This is a genomic window from Microcoleus sp. FACHB-672, from assembly GCF_014695725.1.
GTDB lineage: Bacteria > Cyanobacteriota > Cyanobacteriia > Cyanobacteriales > Oscillatoriaceae > FACHB-68.
In genome coordinates this window covers 172,729-187,548 of sequence record NZ_JACJOU010000022.1, presented here as the reverse complement: position 1 = coordinate 187,548, position 14,820 = coordinate 172,729, and the positions used below count along the sequence as shown (strand labels likewise).

The following is a 14,820-nucleotide window of genomic DNA, read 5'->3' as shown; positions in this document are numbered from 1 at the left end:
CACCACGTTTATTGAAAAAATAAAAATTCTGTTCAACTCTAAGCTTTTGGCTCAATCGGGTCAGTTGCAAAGTCATTTTTGCTTCGTAATTTCTTGTTCACATTTCTTTCATTCTACGATCCTCCTCTCCCCAATTAGGAAATCTATAAATATTTTTACATTTTTAACTATTGATAACACTGTGTAATTTTAATAGCAATTCCTCAGAGCTATAAGGCTTTGGCAAAATACTTTTGACGCTTTTGCCGCTGACTTCAATTTTCTTAGTGCTTGACATCAGCCCGCTAACCGCAATAATTTTGACCTGGGGGTTCATTTTTTGCAACGTGCGGATCGTAGTGGTTCCATCCATCACCGGCATCATAATATCGACTAATACCACACTAATTTCTTCCTGGTGTTGGGCATACAGCGCTACCGCTTCAACACCATCACTTGCCAAAATTACTTTGTAACCATAGGCTTCCAGGGCAATTTTAGTAATATCGCGAATTGAATCTTCATCATCAACGACAAGAATTAATTCTCCGTGCCCAGAGGGAATTTCATGGGGATTATCTTGTGTAGATTCCGTTGCTGCTACATCGGTTGCCGGTAAGTACACCTTGAACTCTGTGCCAATCCCTAACTCACTAACCAGGTTGATAAAACCGCCGTGACTTTTAACAATTCCTATTACGGTTGAAAGACCTAAGCCAGTGCCTTTTCCAATTTTTTTTGTTGTAAAAAATGGCTCATAAATTCTATCAATAATTTCTTTAGGAATTCCCATTCCCGTATCAGACACAGTCATCACAATATAAGGCCCAACTTTAGCCTCAATATTCAGGCGAGCAAAATTTTCATCAATCCAAATATTTCTGGCAGAAATTTCTAAAGTTCCACCTCTAGGCATGGCATCACGAGCGTTAACGCAAAGGTTCAGTAACACCTGATGAAGTTGAGTGGCATCGCCCGATATCGTCCACAAATCCAACAGTGGAATATCTGTAAAAATCTCAATTGCTCTGGAAAATGTCTGTTTAGCAATCTGTTCAATTTCTAAAATCAAGTACCCCACTTGTAGCGTGGTGCGTTCGCCTTCAACCCCGCGTGCAAAAGACAGCACTTGTTTAACAAATTCAGCACTTCGCTTAGTATTTTTCTCTAAAATTGTTAGCAGCCGTTGGCTTTGCTCGTCCGGAATCTTGTGTGCTAGGAGTTGAACAGCGCCCAAAATAGGCGTTAAGGCGTTATTGAGATCGTGAGCGATGCCGCTTGCCAGGGTGCCGATACTTTCCATCCGCTGCGCCCGGAGAAACTGCGCTTCTAGTTGTTTTTTTTCTGTAATATCAGTATTAACAGTCAGAATAGATTTAGGCTTGCCCTCTGGATCGCGCACTAAAGTCCAGCGGCTCGAAACAATGATATCCTTACTCTCTTTTGTGACTTGATACAACTCACCCTGCCACTCTCCTTTGTCAGCTAAGATTTTAAGGTTATCTTGAGGCTGAGATACACCGGCTCGATACAAAAGTTCCTTGGCATTCTTGCCAAGCGCTTCTTCTGCTTTCCATTTATAAAGGCGTTCCGCTCCTTGATTCCAATAGAGAATCTGGTAATTTAAATCTCGCACAATAATCGCATCGGTTGTGATATCCAGCAAGGCAGCTTGTTCGCGAATTTTTTCTTCTGAGCGCAAGCGTTCTTGAATTTCCTGTTCTAGACGCAGATTTTGCGTTTGAAGGGTTTTATAGAGATTACGGAGGCTCAAATGAATCTTAATCCGCGCTAAAACTTCTTCATGTTGAAGCGGTTTGGTAATATAATCAACTGCCCCCAAACTTAAACCTTCTACTCTCTGCACCGGCTCAGAAAGCGCGGTCATAAAAATCACGGGAATATCTCGTGTGGAGGCATCTGCTTTGAGCCGGCGGCAAGCTTCAAATCCATTGATGTCCGGCATCACGACATCCAACAAAATTAGATCTGGCAAAGCGTATTGGGCTTTTTCAATTGCGCTTTCTCCATCACAAGCAACTAAAACTTTAAAGTCAGCACTGACTAAAAAATCAAAGAGCATCTCTAAATTTATCGGCGTGTCATCGACAATTAAAATGACATTTTTACGGGAACTGTCTGTACTCATTGATGCCTCGAATATTAGGTCACACACTCTAAAATTTGTTGCGCTTTAAAGCCTTTGACGAGTTGGCGAAGATGGGTGACAGCCGGCAGCCTTTGCTGATAATCCCTCGCCTCTCGTCGGGTAGCTCGCTCTACAATGCCTCTGAAGGCGGGTACAAGCGTCACTGAAACTTTCTGTGCCGGCGAAGCGACGCTTGATTGCTGCTTGTCAAATCCTGAGTCTAGAGAAGAAAAAACGCTAGAGCTTTCTCGCTTTTGATAAACCCATTCCAACATTAAGTGCGAACGCAATGTTTCTAAAAGATCGGTTTTTACCACTGGTTTGGAGAGAAAACCGTGATCACCAGCGTGCCGGCTCTGCTGCTGCTCGAAATCAAAAACGCGAGCCGAAAGGGCAATAATGGTAACTCCGTTGAATGTCGCCAACAAGCTCATCTGCTGGGTAGCTGTTAATCTGTTGATTACTCGCATCACCAAGTTTATAAAAATTATATCGGGTTTAAACTGACACACCTCACTCAGTCGGTGTGAACGGATAGAAGTGTGATAAAACTCGACTAGCCCTAAACCCCAGTAAATTAGCACCGGCACACAGGAGGCGAGGAAGAGAAAAACTGTGCGATGCCAGCTTTGGGGCAAATCCGCAACCAGCCCCATTTGTTTGCCCTCTGTCCGGCAGTTTCTTGGTTTTGCCGGCTTGACTTCATCACTCACAAGCTTTCCTCCTCTGGGGCTACAGAATCCTATCAATGGCGAACAATTTTGATTTTCGAGTTTTGCTTGGCGGACGCTAAAGTTAGCCAAATTTTCAGTTAAGATTTGCTACATTAATCAGTTCAAGGTTTAAACAGAAGGGTGTTTTGTTGCCCGATGCACCCGGTTAGTGCCGGTGCTGATACTGTTTTTATAAAAGAACTCAAGTGCAACCAAAGCATTGCATAATCGGTTGTTTTTTTAGAATTCCCACTGAAGATATAAATTCTCAAAACCTAAATAAAACTAAACATTCGCGATTTGCCCTTGATAGCTTCCTGCCTTTTCATCCTGTAGAGAGGGGCTGGCAATGCGAATTCTTTAAGAACGGCTGCTAGAAGTCCACAGACGCGCAGTAAACTTCAGCCGATATAAACCTAAATATTTTTAAGCTAGCCCTCGTAAGAGGATAAACTAAATGGAAGTTCTCACACTTTTTGCGGATTCATATACTGTTCGATCAGATAGAGAATCTTTTTCTCTTTAAAACCTTTGGCTAATTGACGCAAGTTTGATGCAAATGGCACCCAATCCTCATTCATTTCCTCTAACTGAGTGGCTCGCTCCATAATGCCTCTCAGATCGCCCATCATTGCAAGATCGAACAGGACAGCCAATTCTTCGGCTGAGGGAGCAATGAGAGCTTCTGCCGGCGCGATTGTCGGCGAAGGGGATTTCACCTCAGATGCAGCACTTCTCTCTTCATAAACCCATTCTAGTGCCAAGTGAACCCGTAATTTTTCTAAAAGCTCCTGAATGAGGATGGGCTTAGGTAGAAAATCATTGCAACCGGACTCTAAACTTTTTTGCCGGTTGAAGTCAAAAACACTGGCAGATGTCGCAATGATGATCGTGCCGGCGAGTTCTGTTAAATTTCGTAACCGACGAGTCGCTTCTAAACCGCTCATCACCGGCATCATCAAATCCATTAAAATCAGATCCGGCTTAACTTCAAGCGCTTTGTTTAAACATTCTTGACCATCGGTAGCTTCCAATATTTCAAATCCCAAATGCGAGAGCATATTCACCATAAGCGCTCTAATTTCTTCATGGTCATCTGCTACCAAAATTTTTTGTTTAGTGCCTTTATACGCAATAATTTTTCCTTCATCTCCTTGGGTGAAATAGACCCAGTCCGAAACTTCTGGCAAGTTTAAATCAAAGTAAAATACGCTGCCTTGATTTAAAACACTGTTCACTTTAAGTTCGCCGCCCATCATTTGGACTAATTGATGAGTAATTGCCAGCCCCAAGCCGGTTCCTTCTATTTGCCGATGAGAATGTCCGACTTGATGAAATGGCAAAAATATCTCTTCTAATTGTTCAGGTGTCATCCCAATGCCGGTGTCTTTTACCAGAAAGCGAATTTTGTCTTCCTGATAGCTGACTTGAAATGCAACTTCACCGGCATCAGTAAACTTTATGGCATTACCGAGTAAGTTAATTAATATTTGCCGCAACCGTTTTTCATCTCCCTGGACGCCTGCCGGCAGTGATTCGTGTTGCTCGTATCTCAAGGATATTCCTTTTTGTTCAGCCCGAACCCGAAAAATTTCTACAATTCCTTCTAAAAATTCTAGAAAATGAAAATTACTGGGATGAAGTTCCATTTTCTGAGCTTCAATTTTAGAAATATCTAAGATATCGTTAATCAGAGTTAATAAGTGTTCACCACACTGATGAATAATGCCTAAACCATGTTTTTGCTGCTCGTTTAATGTTTGATCTCGTTTGAGAATTTGGGCGTAACCCAAGATGCCATTAAGAGGAGTTCGCAGTTCATGACTCATGCTGGCAAGGAAGCGGCTTTTCGCCTGGTTGGCAGATTGAGCAGCTTCTTCGGCTTTTTGCCGTTCGCAAATCTGTCGTTGCAAAAGCGCATTTTGCTCCTGCAACTGTTGCGTTCTCTCTTCCACTTTTTCTTCTAACGTTCGGTTATAATCTTCTAATTTTTGGTGGGAGAGTTGCAATTGCATTTGTGATTGCTGTAAAGCTTCCTCAGCCCGTTGACGCTCCATTTCTGCTGTCACCCTTGCGGCAAAAATAGCCATAATTGCTTTAGCCCGTTCCTCTTGCATCAGGGGTTTATCATCAATAAAGCAAATATGACCAATTGACTTACCTGAGGTTGAATCTATAAGGGCAACTCCCAAGAAAGACTCCCCGCCTAAAGCAGCCAATGCTTCACCTTTAGGGAAGAATGATTGCACATTTTGCGAGTAGCAACTAATTCCTTGTTTTTCCTGCAGAGTTTCTTTTCTAAAGATGCTTTCGCAAGGAGTATTTACTAAGTCATACTCAAAGTTCTCCCCTAGCTGATCAGTCGCCCAAAATGAAATAACTTTGGCTCTAACCGGCGTCTCTCCCTCCCAGGCTGATGCTTCTGCCACGATAACGTAGCGAACCCCAAGCGCTTGTGCGAGATACTGTGCAAATACCGGATAAAATTCTTTGCTCGTTACTGAGGCAGTTGCTGCGATCAGAGATTGAAGCGATTCTTCCGCCTGCTTGCGCTCAATAATCTGGCTACTCAAATAAGTGATTGTATTGGTTAATTGGGCTGTCTGCTCATTCTCCCCAATTGCTGGCTCTGCACTGATCTCTGCCAGCGCTGTTTCTAGGTGTTTTGTCGCTAAAATTTTGTGAGAAGAGTCAACAATCCTGACAACTTTTCCTTCATCATTAAAAATAGGAACTTTAATCGTATTAAACAAATGGACTTGCCCATCGGAACGGGTGACAGCGTCTTCCGGGATGTGAATTATTTGCCCGGTTTCCAGTATATAAGTGTCATCCACAATCGACTCTTGGGTAAAGTCACTATTATTGAAGAGATCGGCTGTTAAATCAGCACTGCGAAGTTGTTCCCATGTCAATCCATAAAAATCGCCAAATGCTTTGTTGGCATAGAGCAGGCGAGATTCCGCGTCTTTGCACGTTACCAAATTAGGCAAAGCGTCCAGAATCTGTTCGTAGGTTTCCACACGTTGATGCAGCGCGTCCTCCACCTGCCGGCGATCAAGTAATGTCTGCTCTAACTCGGCTATCCGCTGATGTAATTTTAATAATTCGTCATTGTTTGTCATTTGAAGACTTGGCCAATTGATATTTGAATTCGCTTGCTTTAAGGAGTTATCACTATTTTTGTGCATCTTTACTTGAGAAAACTTGAGATGCCTTTTTTTCTCTAAGTTATGTTATATTCGGCTCGTGTAACTTTTATTATAGATGATTAGATAGAGAGCCTGTGTCAGCTCCTACCCACTATGCCTTGGGATTCTGTCAGTTGTTGCTAAGCCTGATTTTTAAAGATTGAAAAAAGGTTTTGATCGTTTAAACGTAGTTTCAAGGGCGGATGAGAAGTTCACTGAACTTAGGGCCGGCTTGAAAAAAAAGTTGTTGGCAACCACGTTTTTCTCCTGAGGAGACAGTTTAAAGTATCTACCTCTTTACTCAGAGCCGATGCTTCTGTACTTTACCCACTTTGCTAGTTTCTAAGAATATAGGAAGTGAACTTTGCATTCTGGATACAGAATGACATTATATTTTAAACTAATCTAATTCTAAAATAAAGATTAATATTGAAATCAGGGTTAATTTTCTAAAAAATTAAAATATCTTAATCTTTTTAAAGAAAATAAGATCACTCACCTAAATCGGTTTAGCGTCGGTTGCAAATTTTAGCCGGCAGTAAACCGAGCAAACACTGCTATAAAAATTACCTTCAAATCCTTTTACCGTGTAAATACGAATACCTTGGCGCGAAAATTAGAGTATTCATAGCTAATCGGTTAATAAAAGTTTTGAAAATCGCAAGAACTTTTGTTTCTTTAGATAGTAGATCTGACGTCATAAAAACATTTTTAGCAAATACTGCACATTTTAAGAATTTAAAAATCACCCGATTGGGTGAGAAATGTGGGTGAAGTCGTTTCTTAGATAAATTGCATACCTTTATTAAGGAATAGGGGAGCAGCCGGCTCCAACCGTTCAGGAATTCCAGAGTCAATGGCATGGGACAAGATGGCTGCACTTCTCCCAATTTACTTCCATAAAAAACTAAGATGAAACGCTACCATATTTTGATGATCGCACTGGTTGCTGCGGTAACGATGGCTGCAAGCACGATGGCAAGTGTTGCCTACCGCACCACGACAGAACTAACGCCGAAGGCTCAAACCCTGAAACCCGTATCGAAGGCAGAAGAGCCAATCCCTGAACCGTTTATAGCAGTTGTGGAGAATTCGTCAGAGAATAGGTCTCAAGCAAGTGAATTCTCCCAGTTCCGCCAGCGCCTAGGAGATGCCATTCAGAGGACAGATACAGAATTTGTTCAGGCACTTGTCATGCCCCAAACTCAATGGAGTTACGGGGGTACGCTTAATCTGGACAGCTACAACATTAACAACAACCAGTCTAAATTCTGGAGTTACATGACCAAGGCGGTGAATCAAGGATGTGGCATTGACTCCCAAGCGCAGATTCCTGAAAACGAACCGAGATCGAGTGTGTGGGTGTGCCCAGATATCAAGCCGGTGAAGCAGTCGATCCGACCTGATCGGCCTAATATCGGCCACTTGGCGATTATCGGGCAAAATGTTAACGTCCGAGCTGAGCCGGGAATGGGGGGCCGAATTATCGGTTCTGTGTCTAACGATTATGTTGCGTTTGACTCTCAGGGTTATAACAGTTTGCCGGTATGTACGGCGGAAAGAATGCAAGCTGATCCACTCAGCGGTTGGACGCCGGTGAGGCTGCGGAACGGTCAGCAGGGCTGGATTTTGAACCAGTACGTCTATGATGAGGAAAATGATTACCGGGTGAGCTTTGTGCGTTCCCAAGGTCAATGGCGGTTGCGTTACTTCCTGCCCGGTAATGGTAATTAAGGCAGTTCTAGATAACTAGCTTGAGAGGCGATCGCCGGTGTGATCACCTCCAATGTTTTAGCGTAGTTGGTTAGCCGGCCCTGTGGGATTTGCGCTGGGATTTGCGTTAGCTGGCGCTGTGGGATTTGCGTTAGCTGGCGCTGTAGGATTTGAATTGGCCGGCGCTGTGGGATTTGAATTGGTCGGCCCTGTTGGGTTCGCGTTGGGATTTGCGTTAGCTGGCGCTGTGGGATTTGAATTAGCCGGCGCTGTTGGGTTCGCGTTAGCTGGCGCTGTGGGATTTGAATTGGCTGGCGCTGTGGGATTTGAATTAGCCGGCCTTGTTGGGTTCGCGTTAGGATTTGCGTTAGCCGGCGCTGTAGGATTTGAGTTTGCTGGCGCTGTGGGATTTGAATTAGCCGGCCTTGTTGGGTTCGCGTTGGGATTTGCGTTAGCTGGTGCTGTGGGATTTGAGTTTGCTGGCGCTGTGGGATTTGAATTAGCCGGCCTTGTTGGGTTCGTGTTAGCCGGCGCTGTGGGATTTGAATTGGCCGGTGCTGTAGGATTTGCGTTTGCTGGCGCTGCTGTTGGGTTCGCGTTTGCCGGCGCTGCTGTGGGATTTGCGTTAGCCGGCGCTGTGGGATTTGAATTAGCCGGTGTTTGAGCGCGTTGCTGCTGGTAGAATTGCAGAACTCTTTGGGTGTATGGGGAAATTGTGGCGCTGCTGTACTGGGTCGGGTCGCCGGTCATCCACCACGAGGCGGCGCGAAGCACTGCAGTTGACTCATTTTGGCCGCCGGCTTGGTACTCGTCTTTTAATACATCTCGCATGACACAGACCAAAATGCCGCGCGCTGTCACCGGACTCGTTTCAAACTGTGTCGGTGTGAGTTCCCTGCCGATGCAAAGTCTCGACCACCGGGGGATATTCTCTGGCTTGATTTGCCAAGCGCTGTAAAGTCCATCATTTGCGGTGCCAGTATCGGGCGCTGCCTGCCGCAAGGCTTCTACGAGTGCCCCGACTTGAGCATCTGAGACTTGGGCTTGTGCCGGCATTGCCCACAATCCCAAGCTTACAATCAGTCCGCCGAGCAGTAATCGCATGGTGTTTCCTCTGACTCGCTCTGAACGTATTTTTTTAAGCATCTCTACCTAATAAGCTACAGAGTCGGGTTGTTGGATCTCCCTGAAGGCAGATTTGTTAAGTTTTATTTCAGAAGGGCGAATCAATTAAACACTGACAATGTCAAATGAATGTGCCGGCAAACACATCGGGTGATAATCCGAGGCAATGATTATTACAAGGAGTTTTTGGTTGCCGCCAATTCTAGAGACTGCCGGCGCGGCACCTCATAGGTGAAGAAATCAGAAGCCATTGCCGTATTCGGAAAAATAGCGCGGGCTTCTTGCAGCAAATCGTCCAGCACAATATTATTGCCAGGGGCGTAACGAGGGCTGAAATGAGTCATCAGCAATTGCTTAGCCTGCGCCCCCAAAGCTACTTGCGCCGCCATTGTGGAAGTTGAGTGCAAGCGATCAATCGCCATCTGAGCATCTTGATGAGAAAACGTGGCTTCGTGAATTAAAACGTCTGCATCCCGTGCCAGTTCGACGGCCCCCTCACAATAAACCGTGTCAGTACAGTAGGCAATTTTGCGACCCACTTGTTCCGGCCCACAAAGTTCAGCGCCATTAATTTTTCGCCCATCCGGCAGCGTCACAGTTTCTCCGCGTTTCAGTTGGCCGTAAATAGGGCCAGAGGGAATACCCAGCGCCTTAGCTTGTTCGACATTAAAATGCCCGGGCCGGTCTTTTTCTGTCACCCGGTAGCCATAGGCAGTGACACGGTGTTCCAAGCGCCCGCAGCTCACCGTGTACTCTTCATCTTCATAGAGTAATCCCGGCTGAGACTTGTGGACTTTAATCGGGTAAGAAAAATGAGTATGAGAATAACGCTGGCAAGCTCTGAGATAATCTTCTAAGCCGGTTGGCCCATAAATATCAATTCGGTTGGGATTACCGGCAAGTCCTACACTAGCCAGTAGTCCCATCAAACCGAAAATGTGGTCACCGTGCATATGGGTGATAAAAATGCGGGTTAGTTGGCTGATTTTGATATCACTGCGAAGAATTTGGTGCTGGGTGCCTTCCCCGCAGTCAAATAGCCAAACTTCAGCCCGTTGGGGCAAACGCAAGGCGACGCTCGAAACGTTGCGAGAGCGTGTCGGGACACCGGAACTCGTTCCTAAAAATGTTATTTGCACTAACTCAGCCAACCCAGTTTAAGTTGAGCATTCTTTGAGTTTATGGGTAAACCCTAAGTTGCTTATGTGTGGAGTTGATGACCAAAAATTTGGTACATCTATTTACCTAACAAATTTTAACACTGCTGCCAAGAGAGTCAGAACTCAAGGATTGTCAGTTAAGTCAGCCAATTCGATTTCCCACCCTATCGAGAGGAACCACCGGCAGGCTGTTGCCCTCAAGAACCGCATAAATTGTTGCCAGTGCATCAACTGTGTGGTTGATAATGAGAAACTAGCCAAATATTAGGGGAACCTTTCGACTCTATATCTACCCCCCCTGGACTTGAATTCATGCAATTGCGAAACTCCCTGCGTCGGACTAAAATTGTCGCCACCATTGGCCCTGCCACAAGTAGCCCAGAGGTGCTGCGGGCGTTAATAGAAGCCGGTGCTACAACCCTAAGACTTAATTTTTCCCACGGTAGTCACGACGATCATCAGCGCAGTATTCGCTTAATCCGGCAGCTGTCGTTTGAACTCAACCAGCCGGTGGGCATTTTGCAAGACTTGCAAGGCCCGAAAATTCGTTTGGGGCGCTTTGAAACCGGCCCAATCGTGCTGGAAAAAGGCGATCCCTTCATTTTGACCAGTCGCCAAGTCCCTGGCACCCAGCATATTTCTTCGGTGACTTATGAGCCACTGGCTGATGAAGTGCCGGCTGGCGCGGTGATTATGCTGGATGATGGCAGAGTCGAAATGCGGGTGGAAAAAGTGGATCGCGCTGCCCATGAGCTGCACTGTCGTGTGGTGGTTGGTGGCCCGCTTTCTAACAACAAAGGTGTTAATTTTCCGGGCGTTTACTTATCGATTAAGGCGTTAACGGATAAAGACCGGCAGGATTTGCTGTTCGGTTTGGATCAAGGTGTGGACTGGGTGGCGCTGAGTTTTGTGCGTAACCCGGAAGATGTGCTGGAAATCAAAGAAATTATTTCTAATGCCGGCAAGCAGGTGCCGGTGATTGTCAAGATTGAAAAGCACGAAGCCATCGAACAGATGGAAGCGATTTTGTCCCTGAGTAATGGCGTGATGGTTGCCAGAGGTGACTTGGGGGTGGAACTGCCGGCGGAGGACGTGCCAATTCTACAGAAGCGGTTGATCGCCACCTCTAACCGTTTGGGCATTCCTGTGATCACTGCCACCCAGATGTTAGATAGCATGGTTAACAGCCCTCGACCGACGCGGGCTGAGATTTCCGATGTGGCGAATGCAATTCTTGATGGCACGGATGCCGTGATGCTCTCCAATGAAACAGCGGTGGGCAAATATCCAATTGCTGCTGTGGAGACGATGGCCCGAATTGCCATGCGGATTGAGCGAGAGCAAATCAGATCCAATATGGGCAAGATAGAAGCAACCGGCCGGTCGATTCCCAATGCCATCAGTCAGGCGGTGGGCCAAATTGCTGAGCAGTTGACGGCCTCGGCAATTATGACCCTCACCAAAACCGGCTCAACTGCCCGTAATGTCTCCAAGTTCCGTCCCACAACGCCGATTTTAGCGGTGACGCCTCATGTGGATGTGGCGCGGCAGTTGCAGTTGGTGTGGGGTGTGAAGCCGTTGTTGGTTCTCGATTTGCCGTCAACGGCTCAGACGTTCCAAGCGGCGCTGAATGTGGCTCAGGAGAAGCTATTGCTCTCTGATGGGGATTTGGTGGTGATGACCGCCGGCACGTTGCAAGGGGTTTCTGGCTCAACGGATTTGGTTAAAGTTGAGGTGGTGACTGCCGTGCTAGGACGGGGCACCGGCATCGGGCATGGGGCTGTCAGCGGTCGGGCGCGGGTGGCTCACAGTTCTGGGGAAATTGGGACGTTTAACCCGGGGGAAATTTTGGTTGTCCCCCGCACCAGTGCTGATTTTGTCGAGGCGATGCGTAAGGCGGCAGCAGTGATTACTGAAGATGAGAGCATGACTTCTCACGCGGCGGTTATCGGTTTGCGGCTGGGCTTGCCGGTGATTGTGGGCGTGAAGAATGCCACGCGAGTGATTCGGGATGGGGCCATTCTGACGCTGGATATGCAGCGAGGCTTGGTCTATTCCGGGGCAATCGGTTCTGGCGCAATGGGCGCGAACCAAACAGAGGCTGCCTTGACGACTTAAATTTGTTGGCTGATTGCTGGATACAAATTCCAGCAATCATGCTATACTTAAATATTGTGCGTGCCGGTGTAGCTCAGGGGTAGAGCATTCGATTCGTAATCGAACGGTCGCCGGTTCAAATCCGGCCATCGGCTTTAAATTTTGTTGGGCAAGAAACGGCGCTGGATTGGATGCCGGCTTCAAAAGCTGATCAATCGCATTGAGTGTATCAGCAGTCTTTGATTGCCCCTAGGGAAATGGATGTGTGTAGCCTCTCTTTCAGGCATTGCTTAAGCTCGCTAAGGGTTAAGATAATTATGAAACATTGGAATTACTCTAATGAAACTGGATCGTATTACGAGTAACCCAAACCGGATGAATGGGCAACCCTGTATTCGTAATCTTCGCCTTACTGTTCGTCGGGTAATTGAGCTACTAGCGACTTATCCGGATCGAGAAGAACTACATCAAGAGTTTCCAGAACTAGAGGATGAAGATATCCGGCAAGCCCTAATTTTTGTATCTTCTTATCTTGATGATCGAATCGTTGAACTACCCAACTGCGATGAAGCTGTTGCTTGATCAGGGATTGCCCCTTTCTGCGACAGCATTATTACGGAATGCCGGCATCGATACTATCCATGTTAGTGAAATTGGGATGTTTGAAGCCGAAGATGCCGAAATCATCCAGATATCTGGGGAAGAGGAACGTGTGCTTGTTACACTCGATGCAGATTTTCATACATTGCTAGCACTTGATGAAGCAACTTCTCCCTCGATCATTCGCATTCGGATTGAAAGGTTACGCGCCCAAGCATTAACGGATCTGATGCTGATGGTAATTGCTGAGTGCGAGGAAGAGTTGGCACAAGGATCAGCAGTTACGGTTGAGCCAAGCCGGATTCGTATTCGTCGCTTGCCGCTGGTTCCTGATGTCTAACAATCTGGTTGCACAGCGCTTATAGAGAGGATCAGTTTGGGGCAAAAATGTATCTACAGCCGATGAAAGAGATCGTTGCAGCGCTTAATCTATCGGTGGGGCAGTAACCGAAACATTACCTGTTGGCATTCGATATTAATTTAGCTTCAACAGACTGCAAAGCCCAAGTTCTTATTTTTTACATTATGAAACGAAGAAGTTTCTGCCGATATATTGCAATGGGTTCAGCTTGTTTTGCTGGGGTTGCCGGCAGGGATTTAACCTTTGCTATGAGTGCCAACTCTTCCCAAACTAAGTCACACCATAAATGGGTAGTTTTGTATTGGATGCCATACGATAACAACCTTTCAAGTTTTGGTGAGCCAATCGTTGAAATGCTAAGTCATGGCACACAAAATTCTGAAGTTGTGGTAGTTGTTCAGTCAGACTACTGGGGCGCTCCAAAAATGCGCCGGCGCTTACTTGTAAAGGGAGCTATAAATGAGATTGATATAGAAGGGGAAGATAGTAGCGACGCATCTGCTTTTTCAGCGTACCTTGCTTGGGCAAATCAAACGTTTGAAGCAGAGCATTGGGCTGTTATTATTGTTGGTCATGGGGGAAGGATTAACGAAGTTAGTCCTGATGACCACAGAGCAACGACTCAAACCCAAACTTGGATGAGAGTTGACGAGTTTGCTAATGCAGTGAGCAGCTTTAACCAATCGACTAATGGACGGGTTGAGCTGCTTTTCTTTCAAAACTGTAACAAAGCTACACTCGAAGTTGTGTACGAAGCTAGGAATTGCGCTCGCTATACCCTTGCCTCTCAGCTTAATCTTGGCGCACCAAATTACTATTATGAAGGTTTTTTTTATTGCCTAAAAAAATTATCGATTGATGGACGTGAAGTAGCCATAGCGATTATGGATTCTGAGCGAGCTGATATGTACCACACGCTGACTCTGGTAGATAATCAAGTTGTTAAGTATCTCCCAGAAAAACTCTCACGGGTGGTTCAGCAGATTTTGGATAAGCCGATACCAGATGTTAAGCTATCAGAACTCTCAACTTATCCCTATTTTGATGAACAGCATTGTGATGCACTTGTTTTACTTGACTATCTCTCAAGAAGCAACAATCAAGCTCAAAAAGAGTTGACTGAGTTTTCTGAATTTCTGCGTTCATCAGTTATTACGCATTACAAGACAGGAGGAAAACTTTACCGTCGCCTTTCAAAAAATTCTAAAATTAAAGAATTCTGTGGTTTGAGTTTGTATCTTCCAGAAACTGAACAAACGATTTCGCGCTATAGCTCACTTGCTTTGTCTCAAAGAGTTGATTTAGTAAGCTTGTATAGACGAATGTTATCCAGTTGAGCAGTTGTTGGAGTGGAGGTGAATGTATTTGCCAAAAGAGGCTGAAGAAAAAGTTAAGATATATCTGTGCAAAAGAAGCTGAGGATCTAAAGCCAACAGCGGCGAGGTCACTTTGCTATTAATTACAAAAAATACTTCGCTCAAATCGCTTTCTAATCTGCACTCATTCCCCTAAAAGGCAATCGGCACCCCTCTGCGCTAGCTTTTTGAGATCCGCGCCGGCATATTAACCGTTGGCAACTTAGGGAGCAAGATGCTCCTACTCCCAATATTTGGGTAAATCTGGGATGCACCCAGTTTGGTTTGTGTAGATGTGGTTTCCCACCGTCCTGACTAACCGCCCCTACCAGGATTTCAATCCGGCAGGGTAAAATTTGAGAAACTCTATGCTTGCT

At 45.7% G+C, this 14,820-nt stretch carries 10 protein-coding genes and 1 tRNA gene; 6 read left to right on the top strand and 5 right to left on the bottom strand.

The window, feature by feature from the left end; genetic code table 11:
• Positions 1-163 precede the first annotated feature (163 nt).
• The 3 genes from H6F56_RS18465 to H6F56_RS18455 all read right to left on the bottom strand — a co-directional run bounded on the left by H6F56_RS18465 (position 164) and on the right by H6F56_RS18455 (position 5,966).
• Positions 164-2,128: a response regulator gene (locus tag H6F56_RS18465; protein ID WP_190671048.1), complete on the bottom strand. Its 1,965-nt coding sequence runs from the start codon at positions 2,126-2,128 to the stop codon at positions 164-166.
• 14 nt (positions 2,129-2,142) lie between these two features.
• Positions 2,143-2,841 (bottom strand): response regulator, encoded by a 699-nt coding sequence (locus tag H6F56_RS18460; protein ID WP_190671045.1) that lies wholly within the window; start codon positions 2,839-2,841, stop codon positions 2,143-2,145.
• A gap of 467 nt (positions 2,842-3,308) precedes the next feature.
• Positions 3,309-5,966: a PAS domain-containing sensor histidine kinase gene (locus H6F56_RS18455; RefSeq protein WP_190671043.1), complete on the bottom strand. Its 2,658-nt coding sequence runs from the start codon at positions 5,964-5,966 to the stop codon at positions 3,309-3,311.
• A 978-nt stretch (positions 5,967-6,944) separates the two neighbouring features.
• On the opposite strand from H6F56_RS18455, the gene H6F56_RS18450 reads away from it, so the two are divergent.
• Positions 6,945-7,766: an SH3 domain-containing protein gene (locus H6F56_RS18450; RefSeq protein ID WP_190671042.1), complete on the top strand. Its 822-nt coding sequence runs from the start codon at positions 6,945-6,947 to the stop codon at positions 7,764-7,766.
• Between the two features lie 57 nt (positions 7,767-7,823).
• Here H6F56_RS18450 and H6F56_RS26470 read toward each other — a convergent pair whose 3' ends face one another.
• Positions 7,824-8,849 carry a hypothetical protein gene (locus H6F56_RS26470; RefSeq protein ID WP_242032072.1) on the bottom strand — a complete coding sequence of 342 codons (1,026 nt, stop codon included), beginning with the start codon at positions 8,847-8,849 and terminating at the stop codon, positions 7,824-7,826.
• Between the two features lie 194 nt (positions 8,850-9,043).
• Positions 9,044-10,009 (bottom strand): ribonuclease Z, encoded by a 966-nt coding sequence (locus tag H6F56_RS18440; RefSeq protein WP_190671040.1) that lies wholly within the window; start codon positions 10,007-10,009, stop codon positions 9,044-9,046.
• A 333-nt stretch (positions 10,010-10,342) separates the two neighbouring features.
• On the opposite strand from H6F56_RS18440, the gene pyk reads away from it, so the two are divergent.
• The 5 genes from pyk (at position 10,343) to H6F56_RS18415 (ending at position 14,425) form a co-directional block, all read left to right on the top strand.
• Positions 10,343-12,148, top strand: coding sequence for a pyruvate kinase (pyk, locus tag H6F56_RS18435; RefSeq protein ID WP_190671038.1), 1,806 nt, complete (start codon positions 10,343-10,345; stop codon positions 12,146-12,148).
• A 62-nt stretch (positions 12,149-12,210) separates the two neighbouring features.
• Positions 12,211-12,282: transfer RNA gene (locus H6F56_RS18430), tRNA-Thr, on the top strand.
• Positions 12,283-12,466: 184 nt separating this feature from the next.
• Positions 12,467-12,709, top strand: a complete 243-nt coding sequence (locus tag H6F56_RS18425; protein WP_190671036.1) for a DUF433 domain-containing protein — start codon at positions 12,467-12,469, stop codon at positions 12,707-12,709.
• Entirely contained in the window at positions 12,693-13,067 is a 375-nt protein-coding gene (locus H6F56_RS18420; protein ID WP_190671033.1) for a DUF5615 family PIN-like protein, read from the top strand. Before H6F56_RS18425 ends, H6F56_RS18420 begins: the two co-directional genes overlap by 17 nt.
• A gap of 122 nt (positions 13,068-13,189) precedes the next feature.
• Positions 13,190-14,425 carry a clostripain-related cysteine peptidase gene (locus H6F56_RS18415; RefSeq protein WP_242032071.1) on the top strand — a complete coding sequence of 412 codons (1,236 nt, stop codon included), beginning with the start codon at positions 13,190-13,192 and terminating at the stop codon, positions 14,423-14,425.
• Positions 14,426-14,820: the final 395 nt, after the last annotated feature.